This window comes from Lysinibacillus sp. NPDC097231 (assembly GCF_044761885.1).
GTDB lineage: Bacteria > Bacillota > Bacilli > Bacillales_A > Planococcaceae > Lysinibacillus.
Genome location: NZ_JBIWDH010000014.1, coordinates 24,277 through 49,900 on the forward strand (window position 1 = coordinate 24,277; position 25,624 = coordinate 49,900).

A 25,624-nucleotide genomic window follows, 5' to 3' on the forward strand; every position below is an offset into this window, starting at 1 on the left:
CACTCTTGCGTAGTACAAACTAGTAGAAAGCTTCCTATTCTTCTTATTATCTTTATTCAGCGGATGTCATAGTTTTAGAATGATGCATGTTGCGAGTCAAAATTATGTGATTTATTGTTCAATATTGTGCATTAAAAAGCTTGTCGCCATTTGGAACTGTAAATCATTTTGACGGTCTTCTTTATACCCTTTCAGTGTTTCATTTAAGCTATTAAAGAAGGTTGTATCCATATAAATATTATCCTCTGCCTGTTTCAATTTCTTGTCCTCACGATAAATCTTAACAGCCTCTTCCGTCTTTTCATCCAAATATCCGTCTAAACGATCAATTTTGTAACCTAGTTTTTGTAACGCGTTTTGTGTATAAGAAATTTCCTCACTCATATCACCAATTTTATACTTACCCGATAGTGGATGCATTTGGAAAGCATATAATTCATTTTGTTTAATGTCTAAATTTGCCTCAATTCCTTGGCCATGAATCCATTCGCGTTTTGGTGTCAGCCATTTATTTGTAGACAGTTTAAGCTCTCCACCATTTGATAACGACCAAGATTCTTGTACTGTTCCCTTCCCAAAGCTTTTAACACCAACGAGGGATGCACGTCCCCAGCTTTTTAAAGCACCACTAAGTACTTCACTAGCCGATGCACTGCCTTCATTCTGTAAAATAACGATTGGCATTTTGTACATGGTCTGCAAATATTTTTCCTCAAAGCCTTTAGATTCTGTTTTTAATGGTTTCATAGCACCTTCAGCATTTTGCATATACGCAAATACTTTGCCATCCTCTAATACCGTGCTCAGTAGCGCTGCGACGCTATGTAAATAGCCACCTGGATTATCTCGCACATCAATAACTATCCCTTCAATATCTTGGCGTAGCAATTTACTCGTTTCAGCAACCCATTCATTTGCCGTTTTCTCACCAAAGAGCGAGATTTCTACATATCCTATTGACGTATTTTCTACTTTCACTACTTCACTTGATACGGTTTTATTAGATATTGCTGCACGTTCCATCGTCATTTTAATATGCTTATCTTCACTTGGACGATAGACGACAATCGTAACTTTTGTCCCCTTTTCTCCTTGAATTAAATGCATTAATTCACTCATCGTTTTACCATCTACTCGAACGCCATCAACTTGTACAATTTCATCGAGAGAGCGCATTCCTGCTTTTTCTGCTGGGGACGAACGGACAGGAGACACCACAATAAATTTCCCGTTATTTTCGGTTAACTCAATACCAATGCCCACTCTTTCCTCAGCTAACATTTGTCGGTGTTGCTCCGCCTCTTCCTTTGAATAATAGGTGCTGTAAGGGTCCTTAATAGCGTCTGCCATACCACGAAGTGCCCCCTCCACCAGTACATCTTTTTTCGTATCGTATACGGATTTTTCTTCAATTAAGTTCAATGCTTCATTAATTGATCCGTTCTCTGTGACGACTGGCTCCTTTTTGTCCCCTAAATTAAACCAATCAAAATAAATTCCACTACCTAACAATAGACTACTAGCAAGTACGCCGACACCAGCCATTATTTTGCGCAAACCTTCCCTCCTCCGTCTCTTTTACTGTATGACGTTTATTTTTCAAACATACAAGATTAAGCCTCAAAATAAATTGTTGAATACTATGCTTTTTGTTTCGAAGCTATTTATGATTACATCACGCGCTTTTTTTCTTCTTTCCTCGAGGATTCTATTGTGGATAGCGAGAATTTATCATTTTTACACGTTGAGGAAATAAAAAATCTGCTTCGTTTCTACGAACTGAAACGAGCAGATTCTTTTAATTATCTTTACTGGGAGCGAAGGAAGCATCAGTTACAAGATTCCCTCTTCAAGATTTAAGAAAAGCAAAAACTATAAATAGGCAATGAGGAAATCCACCACATTTCACTTTATCTTTTTAGTCTAAAGCATCTACATAGCTTTTTAACATCTCAGCATCCATCGGTCCTCTAATAGCACGCTGAATATATCCTTTTGAATCAATAAAATAGGTTGTAGGAATTGTGAGTATTTGATAATCAGAGCCAGCAGTATTTTCCGGATCAAGAACAATTGGGAATGTAATTTCGAAACTATCTCTAAATGTCATTACCGTATCAATTTTGGCGTCAGCCGTTACATCACGTTCTGCCGATGTTAAATTGACAGCTACGATTTCCACATTATCTTTTTTAGCATATTGTTCATAATAATTTTGCATATGTGGCATTTCAGCCTTACAAGGTGGACACCATGTCGCCCAGAAATTTAACACTACTTTTTTTCCACGAAGATCGCTCAATGTTACATTTTTACCATCCAAGCTTGTTAACGTAAAATCTGGTGGCGTATTTCCATTTTTCAAGCCAATCTCCCGGTCGTCCATCTCTTCTCCAAGTGAAGCCGTTTCGATTTCACGATCCTTATCAATTTGTTGTTTAACATATGTACCAACCATCGCAGCCACTAACAACACGACGATCAGTAGTCCAATATTTTTCTTCTTCATTGCTTACCTCCCAAAAATCCGGTACTTAGTATTTTATCAGTAGTTATTAGCTTCATATTTTTTTGCAAAACCCTGTATAGATAAACCTAGTATAAGTAATATGATGCTAACACCTACAGCCATTTGCCATAAACCTAGTGGCTGAAAATAAGTAACCATTATAAGCCCTATTGTATATAAAATTAATGCATAATTGATAGCTGTTACCTTCCATAATATGAAAATTGTTAATGCACTTAGCACAACTAATGTAATTACTTCACTATTGGCCGGATTATCATTTAACAACACCATAAGCCATTGATAAATAGATTGTGTTAAAATGATTGCCCAGCTACAGGCTATGACTCCAGTTGCGTCAAACTGCAATTTCGGCTGTTTCCACCAAAGCTGTAACAATACCGCTAATACTCCCAAAAAGACACCAACTGTACCACCATTAAAATAAAGCAGTGCAAACGGTTGAGCGATAACAGCTTTAAAATCAGTTACTATTACGCTAAATTTCCAAACAAGAATAAAAGTAAAAATTGCATCTCCATATACCCCCGACCATTTCTTCGAATATTGCACCCGTAAAACTAGCCATACAATGAAAAATGCCACAAGAAGTGCGACAGCTGCCGCTGGTAGTGTTAATGTCCGAATAGAGAACCATTCCGTATTATTCACCTAATAAAATCCTCCATAAGAAAAGATAGCTACAGCATAGCATACAATCTTTATATGAACTGTCTTTTCACATCGTGTTCAAAAAATCTTCCCAAACATTAAAAGAATAAACCTTTTTATGAGCAAATAAATTGAAATACCCTCAGAGGTATTTTAAGAATATCCAATTTGGCACAACAGGAAAGGATTTTCCAATAACTTTTTCAATTATCTACCAAAACAGTGCCAAGTTCAAGGTACCTATCTAAAGTTCCGATGACTGCCGCTCCATTAATGACGTTCTATCGGTCATTTCGTCGGTTCTATCCGTTACTTTGTTGGTTCTATCCGTCATTTCGTCTCTTCTATCCGTCACTTTGCTGGTTCTATCCATCACTTCGTCTCTTCTATCCGTCACTTATATTTCTACAGGCTCAGACTGACTTAACTAAAAAAAGCTATACATTAGCTGAATCCTAATGTATAGCTTTTAATATTTTTTACAACGGAATATATTTCAATGGATTAACACTACCAACTGCTTGTCCACGCCAAGGGCCATTATGCACTTCAAAGTGTAAGTGCGGTCCTGTTGAACGTCCAGTGGAGCCCATTGCAGCAATTTGCTGACCTTGGGATACTTCTGAACCAACACTAACGTTGAAGGAACTTAAGTGTGCATATACCGTCGTATAGATTTGACCGTCGATAGAATGTGTAATGATAACAACATTCCCATATGAGCTAAGTGGTGCAGCATAGGATACAACACCGTCAGAAGCCGCCCAAATTGGCGTACCAGTACTGTTGGCTAGATCGACTCCGTAGTGGAACTCTGGACCTGCACCAATATTACGCCAACCATATGGTGATGTTAGACGACCATTTGTAGGTTTAATCCACGTACCATCTGATTGTGGTGCGTTGACAGTTGATGATCCACCACCACCATTATTATTTTTAGCTGCCGCGGCAGCAGCTGCCTTACGTTTCGCTTCTTGCTGACGGGCAATCTCCGCTAAACGATTTTGCTCATTAATGATTTTTTGCTGTAATTCATCACTAATTTCAAGAGCTTCGGAATATTCTTTTTCAAGTAATACTTTCTCTGATTTTAATTTTTCTTGCTCTTTTTCTAATTGATCTACTAGTTTATTTTTCTCTGCTTTCTGTCCATCCAACGATGCTTTTAAACGGTCAAGCTCAGCTTTCTTTTCTTCAAGCTTTTGGCGTTTACTTTCTAAAACTTGCTTTTGTTCCTCTAATTTTTGCTTGTCCTCTTTTTGATCGCGGATAATTTGACGATCTGCTTCGAGTAATGCATTAACAGCGGAGAAGCGATCGATAAAATCTACGAAGCTATTAGAACCAAGTAGTACATCTAAATAACTAACGGATCCACCTGCCTGAATAGCACGGGCACGTTCCTGTAACAATAAATCACGCTCTTCAATTTTGTGCAGAAGCTCTGTGATAGAATCCTCTAAAGACTTAATTTCTTCATTTGTTGAACGAATATCTTCTAAAACATTTTTAATATTACCATTGGTCTTGTCGATTTCAGCGTTTAATGTTTGAATTTGATCTAATAGTTGTTGTTGCTTATCTTGATTTGCAGTAATTGCATTCGTCTTATTTTTAATGGATGAATTTAATTCATTTTTCTTTGATTCGACTTGTTTTTTTTCTTCTTTTAAATCCGATAAATTAGTTGCATACGCTGATGGAGTTTGGATAAAAAGGAATAGTGCGGATACTGCCGCAAGTGTTTTGATTGTGTTGTTTGTCTTACTTTTCACCTGTTGAACTCCCCTTCGACTTTTATTTTAGTCTATCACCTTATTAGGGTTGATGGTTGTACGTTTCTATGGGTGTCTAATGAGTTCAACACGAGGTTTGTCAACGAAGGCATGGCACTCCTATCAAACGGACCGATAAATGATCACAGGACGTGATGTTTTTCGCCTTCGTTCTTGTTACTACGCTCGTTTCAGAGTCTCATCTAGGACAGTTCCAAGGAGGCGTCTGCCTTTATTACAATTAATCATCCCAAACGTTCGATGTAGAACCATTCATTTCTAAATTTCAGTTAAGCACACCATATTAGAGATAAGGGTAATCCTTGTACTTTCAACATATAGTAGTACTCTAGGTTTGCCAGAAGATTTTTTTCCCTGACATCCTCTTAATTTTTTATTAACAAAAGCTAAATTTTTAAAAACTTACGTACTGACATGAAACTTCCCCAAATACCGATTAGTACCCCAATGAGTAATAGTAGACCGCTTACTTGGTACACAAGAGGTGAGAAATCAAGTACTTGAACAAGCTCGCCTTTTAATCGAGGCGCAATAATTTTATATATATTGTGGTAAAGGGTTGTGACAACCGCAATCGGAATAATAGATCCTAATATTCCGAGCCACATTCCTTCTAATAAGAATGGAATACGCACGAATGAATTCGTTGCACCTACAAGTTTCATAATTTCTATTTCATCACGACGTGCAATAATCGTAATTCGAATTGTGTTAGAAATTAAGAAAATTGCAGTAAATAATAATCCTAAAATAAGCACTATACCTACATTACGGCTAATATTTAAGAAGTTGAAAAGCTTTTCTACTTTACCTTCTCCATACATAACATCATATGTATACTCAAATTTATCAATCTTCTTCGCGACAGTAGCTGTTTGCTGCGGATTTGAAGCCTTCACATAAATAACATTACGTAATGGGTTACTTTGCTCAAATAGCTTAAAATCGTCCCCAAAATCTTTTACTAATTTATTTAACTCATCTTCCTTTGTCGAATACTTCATCTCTGCGATATCTGGCAATTTCTTTATTTTTTCGATGAGCACTTTTTCAGCAGCTTGATCAGCTGTTTCATCAATTAACACTTTAATTTCAACATCGTTCTCTAAATCAGATGCTACTTTATTTAAGTTCATCATTATCAGCGCAAAAACGCCTACTAAAATCAATGTAACTGTAACCGCACTTACTGAGGCAATAGTCATCCAGCTATTACGACCAAGCGACTTTACACTTTCTCGGAAATGACGTTTTACCGTACTAAACTTCATAGCCGTATTCACCTCCGTGCTCATCACGGACAATCATTCCGCCTTCAATCGCTATTACTCGACGACGAATCGTATTCACAATTTCACGGTTATGGGTTGCCATTACAATTGTTGTACCTCTTGCATTAATTTCTTCAAATAAGTTCATGATTTCCCATGATGTCTCAGGATCAAGATTCCCTGTAGGTTCGTCTGCAATAACGACTTTCGGAACATTGACAATAGAACGTGCAATCGAAACACGTTGCTGTTCGCCCCCTGAAAGCTCATTTGGGAACATTCTTGCTTTATGTTTTAGCCCTACAAGCTCTAAAACTTCCATTACTCGGCGACGGATTTCTACGGGATCCTCCTCAATTACTTCTAAAGCAAACGCCACATTTTCATAAACATTCAAACGAGGTAATAGTTTGAAGTCCTGGAAAACAACGCCAAGTTGTCGACGCAAAAAAGGTACCTTCTTATTTTTTAATGTTGCTAAATCTATGCCATTTACAATGATTTCTCCTGATGTTGCTCTTTCCTCGCGGTACATTAATTTAATGAATGTTGATTTACCAGCACCACTTGGACCAACAACATAGACAAATTCACCTTGCTTTATGTTAACGGAAATACCATTTGTCGCAACAACGCCATTTGAGTACTTCTTTGTCACATTTTTCATTTCTATCATATTTAAACCACCTAAATCTCTTACCTTGTAAGAGGTATTTCATTTTCTATTATAGCACTCTATTTCTGTTTTTTTATTACATTTTCATTTCAATACGTGGCAGTTCCTACTAATTCGTTCTTTCATTACCAATGTCAAATCTACACCAATCGAGCTTTCGGTTTGGAACTGCCAGTTAGTGCACGATAAAACTCGAAATTAAAGAAAACAGAAATCGACCCAGCTGATAGGAAGTCGATTTCTGTTTTCTAGAAGTTAAAGCAACAAAAAGCATTTAAGCTACGCCGTTTAGCATAGCCTGAATGCTTTTGTCACTTAAATATGTTGCTCGTCAGTTGTTGTATAGCGTACTAAAACTGAACCTGTTTTAGATTCACCTTCGATAAATAGACGATTAGCATCCTCTACTTCTTTATCAAAACGTACTACTTTTGATAAGAATTGATCTTGTGATTCAATTTTTGAAGCATCTTGAATCCCTACATCGACTTTACCAAAATTCGTCACAATCTTTCCGCTTAAAGATATTGTCCGTGGTACATACAATTCAACAGCTCCTGCTACTGTTTGAGCTTTGATTTTTGATGAATTCGTGGAGCAAGTTGTGACAACAACATGTCCATTGACCGATTTCGCTTCGACTTCATCCAACGCGCCATCTAAATATACACGCCCATTTAATGTTTCAGCTTCTAAATCTTTACCACGAACATTTGTTAATTCAATCGACCCATTTGAAGAATCCACTTCTGCTTTTCCAAAATTAAACTTAGAGCCCTTAATAGCACCATTTAATGTTTTTACTTTTAATTGCCCAAACTCCGTATCTTGTAAAGAAACACTACCGTTCATTAAACGAACCGATAATTTTTCTAATTTTTCCTTTGGCACGAGTACTTTGACATTTACTTGTACAAGCTTTTGTTGATTTAAAATTCGTAGTGAGCCTTCTTCTTCCTTCACAACAAACTGTTCTAAGAAATGAGTACGTGTTTCCTCTTCACTGTCATTAACACGTGGCGCCTTTACCTTACAAAGGACTTGGAAACTATCCCCTTCAGTAGATTCTAATGAAAAATTGCCATTCGGTAATTCAACAATTACATTTTCTACATTTTCCGCTGCAACTTCTTCCGTATGTGTAAACTCTACTTTATCACCAAACGGAGATGATACATCAAATTCTTTTACTTTTTTCACTGCTGTATTCATCATATCCATAAAGAGTGAACCAATCTGTGTTAAATCTTTACGAAAATCTCGCATTTCATCTTGAAAATATTTTGTAAAATCATCGTCTTTTTCTTTTTGTTTATCTTTGGGATTTTCTTTAAATAATGACTCTTCTGTTGAGGAATGCTCGCTCTCATTTGACACATCATTCATAACATGTTGAGTGGACTTGCTAGGTTGGTCCAATGCTTCTAGTAATAAAATCGCCTCTTGCGCTGAAATTGTTCCCTTTTCCACAAGTTCTAAAATTCGTTGACGTTCATTTTGCATAATTAAATAGCCTCCCTCAGTTCGTTATACTATTTATACGATTCATTTTGTGAAAAGTTTCACCCAAAAAGTGAAAATATTGGGTTATCTTTTTAGACGCCGATTTCCGCTGCGGGCGAGCGTCGAACCGCTTCATTGTTGCTACAATCAACTTATCCACATGTCATACGTTTTAACATAATGTCATCCAACTTTTGAAATTTATCGAAACATTTTTACAATTTATCGCCCAATTTTTGAATTTATCGACACACTTTCACGTTTTATCGCACAATTTTTGAATTTTATCGAAACACTTTCACGTTTTATCGCACAACTTTAATTTTTATAGACATACCCCTTCCAAAGAATCGGGTAAGGGGAAGAACTTGCCCCCATAGTTCATGCGCAAATAAAAAAGTTCGCAAATAAATAGCGAACTTTAAGGATTCAATTATAACGGGCAGTTATTTATATGTACAAGATTCCTTGGTTAAATAATAATCAGTGGGGAAAAAACCCCACTGATTACGTTTCACTTTATTGAGAAGCCTTTGCTAAAGCAGCCTCCATACGCATACGATCTCTTGTCAATATTGGCTTTAAGTATTTTCCTGTATAAGAGCCACTTACCTCTACGACCTCTTCAGGTGTTCCTGTCGCCACAATAGTACCACCTTTGTCGCCGCCCTCTGGCCCTAAATCGATAATGTAGTCTGCAGTTTTGATGACATCTAAATTATGCTCGATAACTAGCACCGAATCACCATTTTCTACAAGGCGCTGTAACACAACGAGTAAACGAGCGATATCATCAGCATGTAAGCCTGTTGTCGGCTCATCTAAAATATAGAATGATTTCCCTGTTGAACGGCGGTGTAATTCAGAGGCTAATTTTACACGCTGTGCCTCACCACCAGATAAGGTTGTGGCAGGTTGTCCTAATTTCATATAGCCTAATCCTACATCCACGATTGTTTGTAGCTTACGCTGGATTTTCGGAATATTTTCGAAGAACACCACTGCATTTTCAATAGTCATATCTAAAATATCCGCAATGCTTTTATCTTTATACTTCACTTCCAACGTTTCACGGTTATATCGTTTTCCATGACAAACCTCACATGGTACATAAACATCTGGTAGGAAATGCATTTCAATTTTTATAATACCGTCACCGCGACAAGCTTCACAGCGACCACCCTTAACGTTGAAGCTAAAGCGACCTTTTTTATAGCCACGTACCTTTGCCTCATTAGTTGCTGCAAAAACGTCTCGAATATCATCAAAAACGCCTGTATACGTAGCAGGATTAGAGCGAGGTGTTCGACCGATTGGCGATTGGTCAATATCAATAACCTTTTCAAGCTCTTCAATTCCCGTTACTTCTTTATGTTCGCCAGGCTTTACTTTTGAACGATTTAGCTTTTGAGCCAATGATTTATATAAAATTTCATTAATAAGCGTTGATTTACCTGATCCAGAAACCCCAGTTACGGCAACGAATAATCCAAGTGGTACATCTACCTTCACATTTTGGAGATTATTTTCCTTAGCTCCCTTAATCGATAATTTGCGACCATTCGGCTTGCGTCGCTCGATTGGTAGAGGAATGAACTTCTTACCACTTAAATATTGCCCTGTCAAAGACTTGTCATTATCCATTACTTCCTGTGGCGTTCCTGCTGCTACAATTTGGCCACCATGTACACCTGCACCTGGGCCAACATCAATAAGATAATCTGCCGCCAGCATTGTATCTTCATCATGCTCAACAACAATAAGGGTATTGCCTATATCACGCATATTTTGCAATGTACTAATAAGGCGATCATTATCACGTTGATGCAAGCCGATAGATGGCTCATCTAAAATATAGAGCACACCCGTTAAACGCGATCCTATTTGTGTCGCAAGGCGAATTCGTTGAGCTTCTCCCCCTGAAAGTGTCCCAGCAGCTCGACTTAATGTTAAATAATCTAATCCAACATTAACAAGGAAACCAAGTCGTTCTTCAATTTCCCTTAAGACTAGTCGAGCAATTTGCATATCTTTTTCTGATAAATCCAGCTCTTTGAAAAATGTATCAGCTTCTTGAATCGAATACTGTGTTACTTCACCAATATGCTTATCTGCAATTTTCACAGCTAAAGTTTCAGGCTTTAAGCGGTAACCTTTACAAGACGGACATGCTTGCTGCGCCATATATTTTTCCATTTGTTCACGAACATAATCTGAAGTTGTCTCCTTAAAGCGACGCTCCACATTACGCACAACACCTTCAAATTCAATCATTTGATCTCGTACATTGCCAAACTCATTTTCATAATGGAAGTGGATTTTATCTTTACCAGAACCATATAAAATTTTATCCATCTTGTCTTTCGGAAGATCCTTTACAGGCACATCCATCGGAATATCATAATGATCACATACCGCCTTTAATAACTGCGGATAATATTGTGAACTTGTAGGTTCCCACGGTGCTATAGCATGCTCTAATAAACTACGATCCCAATCTGGTACTACCAAATCAAGATCTACCTCTTGAGTAGAACCTAAGCCATCACAGCTTGGGCAAGCTCCAAATGGACTGTTAAATGAAAACATACGAGGTTCTAGCTCACCGATTGAAAATCCACATAATGGACAGGCATGATGCTCACTAAATAATAATTCCTCATGCTCCATCACATCGACAAGTACACGCCCCTCTGCCAAACGTAATGCTGTCTCTAAGGAATCACTAAGACGTGCCGCGACACCTTCCTTCATCACAACACGATCGATGACTACTTCTATTGAATGCTTTTTGTTTTTATCAAGATCAATGGCATCATCTAAATCACGTAGCTCACCGTCGATACGCACTCGAACAAAGCCTTGTTTTTTTAAATCCTCAAGTAGTTTTACGTGCGTTCCTTTACGACCAGATACCATTGGTGCAAGCAACTGCATTTTTGTTCTTTCGGGATAAGACAATAGACGATCAACCATTTGCTCAATCGTTTGGGAAGTAATTTCTATGCCATGATTAGGACAAATAGGCTTACCGATACGCGCATATAACAACCGTAAATAATCATAGATTTCTGTAACTGTACCAACTGTAGAACGCGGGTTACGGCTCGTCGTTTTTTGATCGATTGAAATAGCAGGGGATAACCCCTCAATCGCATCAACATCTGGTTTGTCCATTTGTCCAAGGAATTGACGAGCATAGGCAGAAAGTGACTCTACGTAACGACGTTGCCCCTCAGCATAAATCGTATCAAACGCTAATGATGATTTCCCTGAGCCTGATAAACCTGTTAACACTACTAGTTGATCACGTGGAATTGTGACATTGATATTTTTTAAATTATGTGCGCGTGCGCCCTGCACGACGATTTCAGTATTTTTCACAGCCATTCACCCTTCTGCCTTCAATTCAAATATTGTATCGCGCAGCTCAGCAGCACGTTCGAAATCTAGCGCTTTCGCTGCTTCCTTCATTTCTACTTCTAGTGAAGCAAGTAATTGCTCTTTTTCTGCCTTTGTTAGCTTTTTACCTTTTGTAGCCTTCGTTACATAGGACTCTTCTTCCTCTGCCACCTGTGTTGCACGAATAACATCAGGTATTTTCTTGACAATTGTTTTCGGTGTAATTCCATGTTCTTCGTTATACGCCATTTGTATTGAACGACGACGTTTCGTTTCTTCAATGGCCTTTTTCATCGAGTCAGTTACATTATCTGCATACATAATGACATGTCCATTGGCATTACGTGCGGCACGACCAATTGTTTGAATGAGTGAACGCTCTGAACGTAAAAACCCTTCCTTATCAGCATCCAAAATCGCCACAAGGGAAACTTCAGGAATATCTAGCCCTTCTCTCAATAGATTAATACCAATAAGAACATCATAAGTACCTTTGCGAAGCTCACGAATAATTTCAATTCGCTCCAGCGTCTTTATTTCTGAATGTAAGTATTCCACCTTTAAGCCCATTTCTTTCAAATAGGCGCTTAAATCCTCTGACATTTTTTTCGTCAGCGTTGTAACTAATACCCGTTCATTTTGAGCAATACGTTCGTGAATTTCATCGATTAAATCATCTATTTGTCCTTCAATTGGGCGAACGTCAATTAGTGGATCAAGCAGCCCCGTCGGACGAATAATTTGCTCTACCATTTCTGGAGTATGCTCAAGCTCATACGGGCCTGGTGTTGCTGATACATAAATGGCTTGATGAATATGTTTCTCATATTCTTCAAAACGTAAAGGTCTATTATCTAACGCTGATGGCAAACGGAAGCCATGTTCTACTAGCACACCTTTACGGGCCTGGTCACCATTGTACATTCCTCTAACTTGAGGCAATGTCACATGACTTTCATCGACAACAAGTAAAAAGTCATCAGGGAAATAATCTAGTAACGTATATGGTGTTGCTCCTGCCTCACGCAATGTTAAATGACGAGAATAGTTTTCGATTCCTGAGCAAAAGCCCATTTCTCGCATCATTTCTAAATCATAGCGAGTGCGCTGCTCTAAACGTTGTGCCTCTAATAATTTATCTTCTGCACGTAGGAGAGCAAGCCGCTCCTCCAACTCTTTTTCAATATTTTCAATGGCGATTCGCATTTTCTCTTCTCGCGTAACGAAGTGGGATGCTGGGAAAATAGCTACATGATCCCGATCCGCTAAAATTTCACCAGTTAGCGCATCCACCTCACGAATGCGATCAATCTCGTCTCCGAAAAACTCCACACGAATACACTGTTCATCACGGGATGCTGGGAAAATTTCCACTACATCTCCACGTACCCTAAATGTCCCACGCGTAAAACTCACATCATTACGCTCGTACTGTATATCCACCAGTTTTCGCAGTAATTGATTACGTTCAATTTCCATGCCAGTACGCACTGACACGACCATTTCACGATATTCTTCTGGAGAACCTAGACCATATATACAGGACACGGATGCAATAATAATGACATCCTCACGCTCAAATAATGCAGATGTTGCAGAGTGACGTAACTTATCAATTTCATCATTTATGCTTGAATCTTTTTCAATATAAGTATCAGTCTGTGGAACATAGGCCTCTGGCTGAAAGTAATCATAGTAGCTGACAAAGTATTCAACTGCATTATTAGGGAAGAACTCTTTAAATTCACTATATAATTGACCTGCTAATGTTTTATTGTGTGCCATGATCAGTGTCGGTTTTTTTACTTGCTGAATGACATTAGAAATCGTATACGTTTTTCCAGTTCCTGTTGCACCGAGCAATGTTTGATGACGTTTACCTGCATGTACACCCTCCACTAATTCCGCAATTGCCTGTGGCTGATCCCCATTAGGCTTATATGGCGCTTGTAAATCAAATGTTTGCACACATGTCCCCGTCCTTTCCTTCCAATTTGTACATATATTTTAGCATAGCAGTAGTAAAATTTCGAACATTTAACGAACGAATGTTTGTAAATATTTTATCATTTATTAAAATGAGATAGATTCCGTCAGAACATATGTGCCAAAGTACCTAAATAAAGCCGATTCACATAATCAACACTCAGAGTAATAAAAAGCTGAAAATTCCTTACATGATTATATTACAGTTGGTAAGGGGAAGATCTACCTATAGACTATCCTTTCCAAATATTAGCTAACTAAGACGGGATGTTGTAAATGCATTAGCCCAGGGGTTTTTGATATTTGATGAGGGATTGCTCACTTGGGTTGCGTCCTTTGGGATTGCTCGGGTCAGAGGGGGGACGCTCTGCTTTTTTTCCATTTTCGCTCGGGTCATGGGGATTTTCGCTCTGCTTTGCTCCACTTTCGCTCGGATCAGGGGGATTTTCGCTCTGCTTCTCTCCACTTTCGCTCAGGTCATGGGGATTTTCGCTCTGCTTCTCTCTATTTTCGCTCAGGTCAGGGGGATTTTCGCTCTGCTTTGCTCCATTTCCGCTCGGGTCAGGGAATATTTCGCTCTGCTTTTCTCCGTTTTCGCTCAGGTCATGTGATTTTCGCTCTTCTTCTCTTCGATCGTGCTCAGGTCTCTGAGATAGTCGGCTCTACAGACGGATTCCTTGGGTCAACACCTATCACCATCTTTTAGAGAACATAGCAAAAAAATCCCGCCCTCCAATAACTTGAGAGCGGGTTCGTCATATTATTCACTTGCTACTTGGTGTAATGCTTCTAGTTCAGCTGCGTATAGATGAAAAGCCTTTTCATCTTTTTCATCGAGTGCTCTATCTATCAGAACCATGAGCTGCTCTTCACGATGCATACGCTGGATATGATTTAAAAATAAATCTAAATAAATCTCGTTCAATAATTTCTCTGCCTCATCAACTTTCTTCGACTGACCAACGGCTTTTAGAAAATCTGTATACGAATAATATTTATCCAACGATCTCACCTCGATCCTTTTCTAAATTATATGAAAATTGAGATTAAAATGCAATGCTTAAGAACTGAAGATCATGTTGATCTACTATTAATCTCGTGTAATTTTAAGCAAATTCCCTAGGCATTTGCTTGAATTATCCATAGATTTCACTTTTTATCTATATTTTTAGATTTTAATTTTATGTTTTACAATGCAAATGATAAATAGAAAAAGGAGGCCCTACTTATATGTCAGCAAACTATGTAAACGGATATTTAATGTCTTTCAACACCTATTTACTTCAGCCAATTCAGGACGGTTCCAAAGTTTTCACGCGGGTTATCGACAAACATAATGAGCTTATCGTGACTCGCAAGCCTATGCATGTTCTACGTAAATCTTGTATATCACTAGGAACAACCTATGAAGCAGCTAAACACTCCGCCAAACGCTTTTTTGGCAATCAACACAAACTTCCAATCGTTGTCGCTTATGATTATGGTTTCCCTTGCATTTTTCTACCAACTTATTCGCCAAACTCCATCCATAATATTTGGATTGGGCTTCATGCCATTTCCAATATTGTTCCGAGTGAAATGGGCTGTGTCGTTACGCTGAAAAACGATAAACAAATTGAACTACCCATTCAATATGCTTCGATTAGTAAGCAATTTGTCAATGCATCGATGCTATATAAGCATTACATGAATGAACGTAAGCAGATTAGTCAAGACGCCCCGTATCATCCACCATTTTGATGTAGATTGCTAGCACTAAAAAACCCCCCTCAGAAGCACAAATTCATTGTGCCTCTAAGGGGGTCATTTCATTTACCCAATTTTTGAACGTAAGTATGCATTAATAAATGGATCTAAGTCGCCATCCATCACTGCTCCTACATTACCTGTTTCTTCATTTGTACGATGATCCTTCACCATTGAATATGGATGGAAGACATAGGAGCGAATTTGTGATCCCCAGCCAATTTCCTTCTGTTCACCACGAATTTCATTTAGCTGAGCCTGCTGCTTATCAAGCTCCAATTGATATAATTTCCCTTTTAACATCGTCATTGCTTTTTCACGGTTTTTAATTTGCGAACGCTCTGCCTGACATTGCACAACAGTCCCTGTTGGAGTATGCGTAATACGAACAGCCGAATCTGTTGTATTAATATGCTGACCACCCGCACCTGTCGCACGATACGTATCAATTTTTAAATCCTCTGTACGAATATCAATTTCGATATTGTCATCGAATTCAGGCATAACATCACAAGAAACGAATGAAGTATGACGGCGACCAGAAGAGTCAAATGGAGAAATACGGACTAAACGGTGAACACCTTTTTCTGCCTGTAAATAACCGTAAGCATTATGACCCTTGATGGACAATGTTACTGATTTAATACCAGCTTCATCGCCTGGTAAATAGTCAACCGTTTCCACTTTAAAGCCACGTTTCTCTGCCCAACGTGTGTACATACGAAGGAGCATTGACCCCCAATCCTGAGATTCCGTACCACCTGCTCCTGGGTGAAGCTCTAATATTGCATTGTTTTGATCATATGGACCACTCAATAGTAATTGTAGCTCAAAATCACCCATTTTTTGCTGAAATTCTACTAGCTCTTTGCCTAGTTCTCCTTGTAATTCCTCATCGGGCTCTTCTCGCAAAAGCTCAAGTGTCATATCTAAGTTCTCGTGTGTTTCTAATAAATCTTTATATTCATTTACAATTGCCTTTAAGCCGTTACCTTCATTGATGACAACTTGTGCACCTTGTTGATCATCCCAGAAGCCTGGCTCCAGCATCATTTCATCTAATTCCTGTATGCGTGCCTCTTTGTTTTCTAAGTCAAAGAGACCTCCTAAAATCCGCCAATTTTTTGGCTGAAGTGTCTAACGCGTTACGTACATCTGCTAATTCAATCATGGTTAATCCTCCGAACATTATTAATGGGGCAAACTTGAAAATAACTGTAAGCTTCACACATTCCTTTATAAGTTCAAAATCAATATATGAAATCAGAATGCCTAAATCTCTACTTTTTGTAAGCCCCGTATCTTTTTATTATAACGTTTTTATGTCGGAAAACATACTTTTTTAACAAATCACATAACGAATTAGTGTGTCAATTATTTACCTTAAGCTTCATCCTCAAACATGGAACAACGGCTTGCCACTCTAACGCGATCATATTGAACTAGTAAATGCTTCGTCCGTTTTTCCATTTTATACTTTAATAAAAAAGCACTTTGAATTCGATAGTCCAATGCTTTCACACTTACATCCACAATGATTTTCTTACCATTCATAAATGTGAGGATTGTCCTCTGTTTATCTACAGCTTGATAGTCCTCAATATGGTGAACAGCGAACCAGATACATGCTGGGTGCAGCGGGGACTTACTTGGGAACCATACGATATCACATTGCTCATGAACAACTATTGGATTTTTATTCAGTTTCCCCAGTATCATCTTTGATCCATCGAAGGCTCCTCTTAAACTAGAACCAAAATAACGTAGATTAAAGTCCATTAATTTTGTCGGCGCTAATCTTGAAATATATTGACAATCCCTTTCTATTACACGTGTACACAAGTTTCCAAAGGCATCATACACTGGCATATACAGCATCGTTTCAGTACTCATAATGTCATTTTTATGCATCCCTATTCCTCCTTGTGAATTTTTCGATTCTTTTCAGCAGCGACAAGGAATATACTTAAAAAATAAACGGTATATTCTAAACAGGTGTCTTCCAACGTATTTTTGCTCAAGGAATTTTATATCTCAACATGAATACCCCCTTTTTCTTTAAATTGATCAGTTATATTAATTGCATCTAGAGTGAAACATTCTCTGTAGCATTTAACAGCCATCTAATAGAATTAAATAATCACTTCTACTTACAAAAAAATTTCGCCTTGGCGTAATTGCGTCCGGATTTTGGATTGTGCCATTTGTAGGAAGCTAACCTAAAACCGTCACTTACTGTGACAACGGTTAACTGACCTACATCGGTAAAAACGCCACGTCCTGTGGCTTTACCGAAATGACCGACATCGTGTCGGCCCTCGTGCAGGCCTCCTTTGAAAATCCGTGACATACGCTTTGGGCCAACAGATGTTTTTTGCGCGAAAGCGTAGCGACAGCAAAATGGTTTTGTCTGTGCGAAAGCGTAGCGACAGCAACAGCAAGATGTTGGTCACTCAATCGTTGCCACAGGACGTGGCGTTCTTAGATTGAGTTCCTCTATTTCAGTAAGCGTTAGACACCTACTGAATGAAGATAAAAAGAGTTATTATTTGAGTTATTTCCCTAATTCTTTACAGACATTGTATACCCATAATTTTCAACTGTCCATAAATTCAGACTTTTTCTATTTCTTTTTCTTTTCCAGAAATAGAAAAAAGACCATTTAACGCTATGGTTAAAATGATCTTTTTCATAGTATTTTATTGAGCTGCGCCATGGCAGTTTTTAAATTTCTTACCGCTTCCACATGGGCATAAATCATTACGTCCGACATTTTCAGCCTTACGTACTGGTTGCTTTTTCGGTGCTGGCGAACCATCCTCTTTCGGATTAACAGCTTGACCCTTGGCAACTTCCTCACGTTCTAGGTTACTACGAATTTCTGCCTTCATCGCATATTTCGCTACATCTTCACGGATAGAAGCGACCATATCCTCGAACATAGCAAAGCCTTCTTGTTGATATTCACGAAGCGGGTCATTTTGACCATACGCACGAAGATGGATACCTTGACGTAGTTGATCCATTGCATCAATATGATCAATCCACTTCGTATCAATTGAACGCAATAAAATAACCTTTTCAAATTCACGCATACGCTCTGGTGTAAGCTCTGCCTCTTTTTCATCATAACGTGTATGCACAGCGTCTGAAATCAACTGGTTAATTTCTTCTTCAGATTTACCTTCGAAATCTGCTACCTTCAGGGCACCTTCTTCTAGCAGGTTTGCAGAGACAAAGTCTTCAATTGCTTTTAGGTGCCAATCCTTCCGCTCGCCTTGCGTATACATTCCAACAACATTATCGATTGTTTCTTGAATCATAGACTCAACAAGCACACGCATATTTTCTGTTTCAAGTACATCATAACGCTCTTTATAAATAATCTCACGTTGCTGACGTAGCACATCATCGTATTGTAATAAACGTTTACGTGCATCGAAGTTATTTCCTTCTACACGTTTTTGAGCTGATTCGACTGCTCTCGACACAACTTTTGATTGCAACGGTTGTGAATCATCCATCCCTAGTCGCATCATCATGGATTTCATATTATCAGAACCAAAACGACGCATTAATTCATCTTCTAATGATAGATAGAATTGCGTAACCCCTGGATTCCCCTGACGACCAGAACGACCACGAAGCTGATTATCGATACGACGAGACTCATGACGCTCCGTACCAATTACTGCTAAACCGCCAAGTTCCATTACACCTTCACCAGGTTTAATGTCCGTACCACGACCAGCCATGTTCGTGGCAATTGTGACTGCACCCTTCATACCAGCATTCGCAATAATTTCTGCTTCACGTTCATGGTTTTTCGCATTTAAGACATTATGTGGAATTTTATGTTTATCCAATAAATTCGAAATGATTTCTGACGTTTCAATGGCAACAGTACCAACAAGAACAGGTTGTCCTGCTTTATGGCGCTCTGCAATATCTGCCGCTACCGCTTTGTATTTGCCTTCCATCGAAGCAAAAATTAAGTCTGGACGGTCATCACGAGCAATCGGCTTATTCGTAGGAATCGCCACAACATTCATATTGTAAATATTACGGAATTCTTCTTCCTCTGTTTTCGCTGTACCTGTCATCCCTGCCAGCTTCTGATACATACGGAAGTAGTTTTGGAATGTAATTGTCGCCATCGTCATCGATTCATTTTGAATCTCTACGCCCTCTTTGGCCTCAATCGCCTGATGAAGACCATCCGAGTAGCGACGACCTTTCATTAAACGACCAGTAAAGCCGTCAACAATAATAATTTCGCCCTCTTGTACAACATAATCAACATCATTATGCATACTGACATGTGCCTTTAACGATTGATTAATAGCATGGTTTAAACGTACATGCGTTAAATCAAATAGGTTATCAACACCGAACGCCTTCTCCGCTTTTTCAACACCAGCATCTGTTAAAGTTACACCTTTTGTTGACTCTTCATACGTGTAATCCGTTTCTGCATTTAACATACGAACAAATGCATTAGATTGTTTATAAAGCTGTGCTGATTTCCCAGCCTGACCCGAAATAATTAATGGCGTACGCGCTTCATCAATTAAAATCGAGTCCACCTCATCGATAACCGCATAATGCAATGGGCGTTGTACACGTTCCTCTTTATAAAGCACCATATTATCACGTAAATAGTCAAAGCCTAGCTCATTGTTTGTACTATACGTAATATCCGCCTCATAGGCAGCACGTTTTTCTTCTTTTGACAGACTGTTCAAGTTTAAACCAACCGTTAAGCCTAAGAAATTATACAAATAGCCCATTTCCTCAGCATCACGACTCGCTAAATATTCATTGACTGTCACAACATGTACACCTTTACCAGTAATAGCATTCAGGTAAACAGACATGGTAGCCGTTAACGTTTTACCTTCACCCGTTTTCATTTCCGAAATATTACCTTCATCTAAGGCAGCAGCACCCATAATTTGTACGCGGAATGGGTACATCTCTAACACACGCTTCGACGCTTCCCGACAAACGGCAAAAGCTTCCGCACGAATCGACTCTAATTGCTCTCCGTCGGCATAACGTTTTTTAAATTCTTCTGTTTTCGCTTGTAATTGATCATCTGAAAGCTGTTCCATTTGAGAAGCGAATCCCTCAACCTGGTCAGCGATTTTTTCTAATTTTTTTAGCTCACGTTTATTGAAATCAAATAATTTATTTAATAGGTTTGCCATGAATTTTTTCACTTCCTATATAGTCTCAACTTTCATTTTACCATTGTATAACAGTTTCATGCAAACAGAGTCCCTAGCAAGGAAAAAAGGCTTTAATGAGGCCATAACATGTTGCATTATTACTAGAGGACGTGCGTTTATAGTCGGAGTTCCTTAAGTATGTCCACAAAAAAGGCTCCCGCTATGCGAGAGCCTTTGGTACATATGAAGTTTAAGTTGTTTCGATCAAGCCGTATTTACCATCTTTACGTTTGTAGACAATATTAGTGCCGTTTGATTCTGCGTCTGTAAAGACATAGAAATCATGCCCTAGCATATTCATTTGTAAGACAGCTTCTTCTTGATCCATTGGTTTTAAATCAAATTGCTTTGTGCGAACAATAGAATATTCCTCTTCCTCTGTCGCAACATCAACAGCTGCTTGAGTAGTAGCAAAATAAAGGCCTGTGCCTTCGCGCTCACGGAATTTACGGTTTACTTTTGTTTTATGCTTGCGAATTTGACGCTCTAATTTATCAACGATTAGGTCAACCGCAGCATACATATCATTATGACGCTCTTCTGCACGAAGAGTTAAGTTTTTCATTGGAATAGTAACTTCCACTTTAGTTTGCTTGTCATTATAAACCTTTAAATTTACGTTAGCGTTGGCGTTAACATCTTCGTTAAAATAACGTTCAACTTTCTCGACTTTGTTCTCAACATACTCTCGAATAGCTGGAGTTACCTCAATATTTTCACCACGAATGTTAAAGTTTAACATGTAAACTCCTCCTTTATAACTGCTATACTTTATTATTCTACACAAGTGTGTGGAATTCCTCTAAATTAATTCTTTTTTTAACAAAAATTTTACGAATTATTTTTATCCCTCATTAACCGGCAGCGAAAGCAAAGAAGTTAACTGGGAGATGAACTGCCCGTAAAAACCCTATTGGTGATGACTAATAATCAGTGGGGATAAAAAAACCTCACTGATTAAGTTTCACTGTATTTTTCGCCTCTGCTGCTTCTTTTTTTCGTCGCAATTTCAACTCTTCGACAATCAAATCTTCAACAGCTTCTTGATTATTGAAATTCACGCCGTAGTGCTTGCCTTTACCAAAAGGGCGACTCCAAATGATTTCCCCATAGGCTCGTACCTCATGAGTATCAAGTACAAAACGTAAATCAAGAGGAGGAGGATTGACACCTAAATCCACCTCAGTAAACATCTTCAAACCGCGCGGACTAATATCAAGCAAGTCAGCCATTGCCGTTTGTGCATGATTAACCCGTCCATCCTCATAGATTGCAAAAGTTATTTTTATTGGCTCTTCGAATTTAAATCGAAAACCTTCTTGGCGCTTAAATATCATATTCCCACCTCAGTATTTTTTAAACATGTAGTTAGCTTGATTATGACACGATGCATGTTTTACATCTAGAGGGAATAAGTAACATATTTTACCGTTGAAAGACCTAATTTATGACTATCTATACTGAACTAAAGATTCGAGCGAATATGTAATACGGTGGACATTCGCACCTAGCATGCCGTATGAACGTTCCACATGAGTCCGCACAGGTTTGGCGCTTCATCATAATCCTTTTTTTGCAAGTTCATCAAAGGAAAGCAAGCCATTCTAGAATATTTAGATAAGGTGCTTGGCACTTATTACTTCGATTTTCCCTTTAAAAGTGACTCTGCTGTTTTTGCTCGTTTCTTTTTTGGAATTTCTTTTACTCGTTTTCCCATAAATGACTCTGCAATTGGATAAAATGAAGTTACGTCATCAGGATAAATTTCGAAATCCAATGTATAAGTCTCTCCGTCTACCTCTTTTCCAGATGAGAGTAAAACATCCTTAGTTGGTAATAATGGAATTTTCCCATTAGAATGAATAAAAATATCAAACGCTACAAGGAGACCATTTGATAGTAAATCTCTTAAATTTTCAGCATCCATCTGCGTATAATCTTCAGCGGTTAACATCACCAGATGAAAATGATGCATAGCATGTTGATTGTCTTTAACTTCAGCGAGAAGAGTACCAATCGAAAAGTGAGACTCCATTTGTTTAGGGTCAACCTCGATTGATTTTTCAAAAGCAGCCATTGCTAATTCAGGTCGCCCCCCTTTTTGATAAAGGTTTCCTAAGCGATTCCAAATAAATCCATCATTCGGATCTTTCGCAATTTTTTGCAACAAATGTTCTTCTGCATCTGTAGCATATTGATGAGATGTGCCATCGAAGAGCTGTATTTTTCCTATTTGACAAAGATCACTAAACTCATCAGGATTCAGTAAAGTCATGATAGATAGCATGAGTACTTCGTTAGAATCTTCCCATTCTCCCCCAGCATTACAATGAGTGCACCTGAAATAGCCAGGCATTTGGCGTACCGTATTATCTATATCTTCCCTTTTTTCAGGAATATCAATAAAAACAGGGCCGATATCATACTTTCCTTTTCGACCGCAACGTTTACATTGCATCATCATCTCATTTTTCTGAAAGATAGGTTCAATCTTTGATTTCCGATCTATAATCGTTTTTACATATTTCCCGCCTAAATCTTTGTTTATTGGTGACGGAGAAATAGATTCCAGTTCTCTTCCTGTTAAAGCAGAAATTAATTTTGGATTGATCTGTTTTTTCGACATATGTTATCTCCTCTTAATAAATTTAAAGTGTTCATCAATTTTTAAAACCATTATTCAATACATTTTACTTTATGGCATACCAAAAGCACCATTATAAGAATAGGATTGTTTTTAATCTAGTTTCCCAGATTCATCAAATATATGGAGAATGTTATTTACAACGCCTCGTTTGACTAATAATTTTATTTCATTATTACACCAATTTTACCTATTCAGCTTTGAGGTGCGATACTAAGGAAAGTATTCACCAGTTATCTTTATTCTTGAAAAGCAAATAGGCATTCCTCTTCCCCAATGGAGTAAGAGAAAAAAAGAGATGTATGATGCAGCAAATGAATACTTCCATGTACTTTCTACATTAGAAAAACCAAACATCTCAAACGAACAAGTACAATTGCTCAAACAAAAGCTTGATGAACTAAGTCTTCCTTATACTGACAATATTGCCTATTATGCTTTCCTTCAACAAAAAAGACTAATTGTCGAAGAAAAACGAAAGGATTAAAAAGATGAGACCAGTAAATAGAAATAGAAATAGAAATACTCGAACTTATACCGACTATCGCGCTGCTAGAAATGATTTATCTACATCTATTGGATGGTACTGCTCTTATTGTGAAATGCCTGTAAAAAACATGATAGAGATTGAGCACGTTATCCCTGTAAATAGAGGGGGGAAAGAAATAAGCTGGCGTAATTTTTTACTTTCCTGTAAATATTGCAATACTGTTAAAAGTAATCATAACGCTTCTAGAAGTGGCTATCTTTGGCCAGATACGGATAATACATTTTTAGCTTTTCATTATCAATACGGTACAGCAATTACCTATCATTCGAAACTAACAAGTAATGCTATTTTAAAAAATATGGCGATTAGTACAATTAGGCTTTTCGGGCTAGATAGGGAGCCTGGTACTAATCCCCCTCCTACACCTGCTGATACACGCTGGATTTCTAGAAATGATGTATGGAATATAGCCTATGAATCACTAACTGATTTGAAAGAATCACCTAGCAGTGCTACCTTAAAAAGGCAGATTGCCAAAACAGCAGCTGCAACTGGTCATTTTTCAATTTGGATGGAAGTTTTCAAATACGAACCTAGCATGCGACAGCTATTCATCGAAAATTTCACTGGAACTCATCAAAGATCATTCGACAAACAAGGACATCCCCAACCACGTCAACAAGGGCAACTCTAACCGCTACAACATTTTCTCAATGGAGTTTTTTATTGTCCATAGCTAAAAGCTTTCCAGAACCACCTACACAGATGAGAGGTTCAAAGCATATAAGAAAAGAGACCATCATTAATAGATGGCCTCTAATTTGTCTAAATTTGCCCGTTGTTTCCGTTACCGAATTGTTGTTGTCGATTAATGCGAATAACTTCCTTCCATGTATCACGGAATTCCGTCACTAATCCCTCAACTTCTTCAATGCTAGCAATATCGTTTTTAATGTTCGCCTCGACTAAACGATGATTCATATATTCATAGAGAGCAAACATATTTTTTGACACTTCGATGTCCATGTTCAGTGTTGCCATAAGCTCACTAATAATCGCCTGTGCTTTTATAAGATTCGTATTTTTTTCTTCTACATTTTTTTCTTGCACGGCATTTTTTGCCTTATGCAAGAATTTTAAACACCCATTATAAAGCATTAATGTCAGCTCGCCAGGGGAAGCAGTGGTAACACTATTTTGTTTGTACGCGTTTTGTGCTGTTAAATTTGCTGCCAATAAAGGACAACTCCTTTGAAAGGTTACTTTTTTACTAGTTTAAACCATTTTACGAAGAAAAGCTAATAGGGAATTGTTAATTCTTTTTGTCGTAATACATCCCATCCATAACACGAACATCCGCATAGGGATTGAAGTATTGCTCTTCACTTTTTTTCGTTTTTTGGAGGTTTGCCATATCCTGCTTTACAGCGTTCATGACAGCAGCCAATCGTTCTTTAATCCCATTATCTAATTCGAGCAATGTACGATGAATACGGTTTTGTTCATCGAAATGAAAATCTTCCTTAATCAAGTTTTCAATGATTTTCCCCCGCTTGTCCAACATATCATTAATATTGTCGATATATTCGTCGCGCTCTTCACTTTTTGGAATATCACCTAAATGCTTAAATAAATTAGCTGATAACTGCAAAAGTTGATCTAATAGTTGCATAACATTCTCCTACCTTGCTATTT

Annotated in this window: 22 protein-coding genes; 3 read left to right on the forward strand and 19 right to left on the reverse strand. The window is 38.1% G+C overall.

The window, feature by feature from the left end:
- Positions 1-111: 111 nt before the first annotated feature.
- From ACIQXF_RS10370 to ACIQXF_RS10420, 11 genes are all read right to left on the reverse strand, one after another.
- Entirely contained in the window at positions 112-1,557 is a 1,446-nt protein-coding gene (locus ACIQXF_RS10370) for a S41 family peptidase (protein ID WP_402782505.1), read from the reverse strand.
- 361 nt (positions 1,558-1,918) lie between these two features.
- Positions 1,919-2,509 carry a peroxiredoxin family protein gene (locus ACIQXF_RS10375; RefSeq protein WP_402782508.1) on the reverse strand — a complete coding sequence of 197 codons (591 nt, stop codon included), beginning with the start codon at positions 2,507-2,509 and terminating at the stop codon, positions 1,919-1,921.
- A 36-nt stretch (positions 2,510-2,545) separates the two neighbouring features.
- Positions 2,546-3,181, reverse strand: a complete 636-nt coding sequence (locus tag ACIQXF_RS10380) for a hypothetical protein (protein WP_402782511.1) — start codon at positions 3,179-3,181, stop codon at positions 2,546-2,548.
- Between the two features lie 244 nt (positions 3,182-3,425).
- Complete coding sequence (locus tag ACIQXF_RS10385) at positions 3,426-3,554, reverse strand: hypothetical protein (protein ID WP_402782514.1); 129 nt, start codon at positions 3,552-3,554, stop codon at positions 3,426-3,428.
- A gap of 106 nt (positions 3,555-3,660) precedes the next feature.
- On the reverse strand, positions 3,661-4,959 hold the full coding sequence (locus ACIQXF_RS10390; RefSeq protein WP_402782517.1) for a murein hydrolase activator EnvC family protein: 1,299 nt from the start codon (positions 4,957-4,959) through the stop codon (positions 3,661-3,663).
- A gap of 407 nt (positions 4,960-5,366) precedes the next feature.
- Positions 5,367-6,251 carry a permease-like cell division protein FtsX gene (gene ftsX / locus ACIQXF_RS10395; protein WP_402782520.1) on the reverse strand — a complete coding sequence of 295 codons (885 nt, stop codon included), beginning with the start codon at positions 6,249-6,251 and terminating at the stop codon, positions 5,367-5,369.
- A complete protein-coding gene (gene ftsE / locus ACIQXF_RS10400; protein ID WP_402782523.1) occupies positions 6,241-6,927 on the reverse strand; it encodes a cell division ATP-binding protein FtsE in 687 nt (228 codons plus the stop codon). Before ftsE ends, ftsX begins: the two co-directional genes overlap by 11 nt.
- A gap of 315 nt (positions 6,928-7,242) precedes the next feature.
- A complete protein-coding gene (locus ACIQXF_RS10405) occupies positions 7,243-8,430 on the reverse strand; it encodes a DUF4097 family beta strand repeat-containing protein (RefSeq protein WP_402782526.1) in 1,188 nt (395 codons plus the stop codon).
- Between the two features lie 519 nt (positions 8,431-8,949).
- A complete protein-coding gene (uvrA, locus tag ACIQXF_RS10410; protein ID WP_402782529.1) occupies positions 8,950-11,814 on the reverse strand; it encodes an excinuclease ABC subunit UvrA in 2,865 nt (954 codons plus the stop codon).
- 6 nt (positions 11,815-11,820) lie between these two features.
- Positions 11,821-13,800, reverse strand: coding sequence for an excinuclease ABC subunit UvrB (gene uvrB, locus ACIQXF_RS10415; RefSeq protein WP_402782532.1), 1,980 nt, complete (start codon positions 13,798-13,800; stop codon positions 11,821-11,823).
- A gap of 778 nt (positions 13,801-14,578) precedes the next feature.
- Positions 14,579-14,821, reverse strand: coding sequence for an IDEAL domain-containing protein (locus ACIQXF_RS10420; protein WP_402782535.1), 243 nt, complete (start codon positions 14,819-14,821; stop codon positions 14,579-14,581).
- Between the two features lie 227 nt (positions 14,822-15,048).
- Here ACIQXF_RS10420 and ACIQXF_RS10425 point away from each other — a divergent pair, with 227 nt between their 5' ends.
- Positions 15,049-15,558 (forward strand): competence protein ComK, encoded by a 510-nt coding sequence (locus ACIQXF_RS10425; protein ID WP_402782538.1) that lies wholly within the window; start codon positions 15,049-15,051, stop codon positions 15,556-15,558.
- Positions 15,559-15,630: 72 nt separating this feature from the next.
- Here the strand turns inward: ACIQXF_RS10425 and prfB are convergent.
- From prfB to ACIQXF_RS10455, 6 genes are all read right to left on the reverse strand, one after another.
- A protein-coding gene (gene prfB / locus ACIQXF_RS10430) for a peptide chain release factor 2 (protein WP_402782541.1) occupies positions 15,631-16,735 on the reverse strand; the annotation gives its coding sequence in 2 pieces (ribosomal slippage) (positions 15,631-16,659 and positions 16,661-16,735; 1,104 coding nt in all).
- A gap of 212 nt (positions 16,736-16,947) precedes the next feature.
- Positions 16,948-17,475, reverse strand: a complete 528-nt coding sequence (locus tag ACIQXF_RS10435; RefSeq protein WP_402782544.1) for a competence protein ComK — start codon at positions 17,473-17,475, stop codon at positions 16,948-16,950.
- 788 nt (positions 17,476-18,263) lie between these two features.
- The gene (gene secA / locus ACIQXF_RS10440) at positions 18,264-20,774 is read right to left on the reverse strand and encodes a preprotein translocase subunit SecA (protein WP_402782546.1); all 2,511 of its coding nucleotides are present in this window, start codon (positions 20,772-20,774) and stop codon (positions 18,264-18,266) included.
- Between the two features lie 211 nt (positions 20,775-20,985).
- Complete coding sequence (gene hpf / locus ACIQXF_RS10445) at positions 20,986-21,537, reverse strand: ribosome hibernation-promoting factor, HPF/YfiA family (RefSeq protein ID WP_402782548.1); 552 nt, start codon at positions 21,535-21,537, stop codon at positions 20,986-20,988.
- 208 nt (positions 21,538-21,745) lie between these two features.
- Complete coding sequence (locus ACIQXF_RS10450) at positions 21,746-22,132, reverse strand: PilZ domain-containing protein (RefSeq protein WP_402782550.1); 387 nt, start codon at positions 22,130-22,132, stop codon at positions 21,746-21,748.
- Between the two features lie 299 nt (positions 22,133-22,431).
- Positions 22,432-23,421 carry a tetratricopeptide repeat protein gene (locus ACIQXF_RS10455; protein ID WP_402782552.1) on the reverse strand — a complete coding sequence of 330 codons (990 nt, stop codon included), beginning with the start codon at positions 23,419-23,421 and terminating at the stop codon, positions 22,432-22,434.
- Positions 23,422-23,737: 316 nt separating this feature from the next.
- Here ACIQXF_RS10455 and ACIQXF_RS10460 point away from each other — a divergent pair, with 316 nt between their 5' ends.
- Both ACIQXF_RS10460 and ACIQXF_RS10465 read left to right on the forward strand, forming a co-directional pair.
- On the forward strand, positions 23,738-23,926 hold the full coding sequence (locus ACIQXF_RS10460; protein WP_402782554.1) for a hypothetical protein: 189 nt from the start codon (positions 23,738-23,740) through the stop codon (positions 23,924-23,926).
- A gap of 4 nt (positions 23,927-23,930) precedes the next feature.
- Positions 23,931-24,623: an HNH endonuclease gene (locus tag ACIQXF_RS10465; protein WP_402782556.1), complete on the forward strand. Its 693-nt coding sequence runs from the start codon at positions 23,931-23,933 to the stop codon at positions 24,621-24,623.
- Positions 24,624-24,754: 131 nt separating this feature from the next.
- On the opposite strand, the gene fliS is transcribed toward ACIQXF_RS10465, so the two are convergent.
- Both fliS and ACIQXF_RS10475 read right to left on the reverse strand, forming a co-directional pair.
- Positions 24,755-25,165, reverse strand: a complete 411-nt coding sequence (fliS, locus tag ACIQXF_RS10470) for a flagellar export chaperone FliS (RefSeq protein WP_402782558.1) — start codon at positions 25,163-25,165, stop codon at positions 24,755-24,757.
- A 76-nt stretch (positions 25,166-25,241) separates the two neighbouring features.
- Positions 25,242-25,601 (reverse strand): flagellar protein FliT, encoded by a 360-nt coding sequence (locus ACIQXF_RS10475; protein ID WP_402782560.1) that lies wholly within the window; start codon positions 25,599-25,601, stop codon positions 25,242-25,244.
- Positions 25,602-25,624: the final 23 nt, after the last annotated feature.

Bases quoted from the DNA above. Each gene is read 5' to 3' on its own strand.
- ACIQXF_RS10375 (WP_402782508.1), bottom strand. From the start codon at position 2,509: ATGAAGAAGAAAAATATTGGACTACTGATCGTCGTGTTGTTAGTGGCT.
- ACIQXF_RS10385 (WP_402782514.1), bottom strand. From the start codon at position 3,554: ATGGATAGAACCAGCAAAGTGACGGATAGAAGAGACGAAATGACGGAT.
- ftsX (WP_402782520.1), bottom strand. From the start codon at position 6,251: ATGAAGTTTAGTACGGTAAAACGTCATTTCCGAGAAAGTGTAAAGTCG.
- ftsE (WP_402782523.1), bottom strand. From the start codon at position 6,927: ATGATAGAAATGAAAAATGTGACAAAGAAGTACTCAAATGGCGTTGTT.
- ACIQXF_RS10405 (WP_402782526.1), bottom strand. From the start codon at position 8,430: ATGCAAAATGAACGTCAACGAATTTTAGAACTTGTGGAAAAGGGAACA.
- ACIQXF_RS10425 (WP_402782538.1), top strand. From the start codon at position 15,049: ATGTCAGCAAACTATGTAAACGGATATTTAATGTCTTTCAACACCTAT.
- ACIQXF_RS10435 (WP_402782544.1), bottom strand. From the start codon at position 17,475: ATGCATAAAAATGACATTATGAGTACTGAAACGATGCTGTATATGCCA.
- secA (WP_402782546.1), bottom strand. From the start codon at position 20,774: ATGGCAAACCTATTAAATAAATTATTTGATTTCAATAAACGTGAGCTA.
- hpf (WP_402782548.1), bottom strand. From the start codon at position 21,537: ATGTTAAACTTTAACATTCGTGGTGAAAATATTGAGGTAACTCCAGCT.
- ACIQXF_RS10450 (WP_402782550.1), bottom strand. From the start codon at position 22,132: ATGATATTTAAGCGCCAAGAAGGTTTTCGATTTAAATTCGAAGAGCCA.
- ACIQXF_RS10455 (WP_402782552.1), bottom strand. From the start codon at position 23,421: ATGTCGAAAAAACAGATCAATCCAAAATTAATTTCTGCTTTAACAGGA.
- ACIQXF_RS10460 (WP_402782554.1), top strand. From the start codon at position 23,738: ATGTATGATGCAGCAAATGAATACTTCCATGTACTTTCTACATTAGAA.
- ACIQXF_RS10465 (WP_402782556.1), top strand. From the start codon at position 23,931: ATGAGACCAGTAAATAGAAATAGAAATAGAAATACTCGAACTTATACC.
- ACIQXF_RS10475 (WP_402782560.1), bottom strand. From the start codon at position 25,601: ATGCAACTATTAGATCAACTTTTGCAGTTATCAGCTAATTTATTTAAG.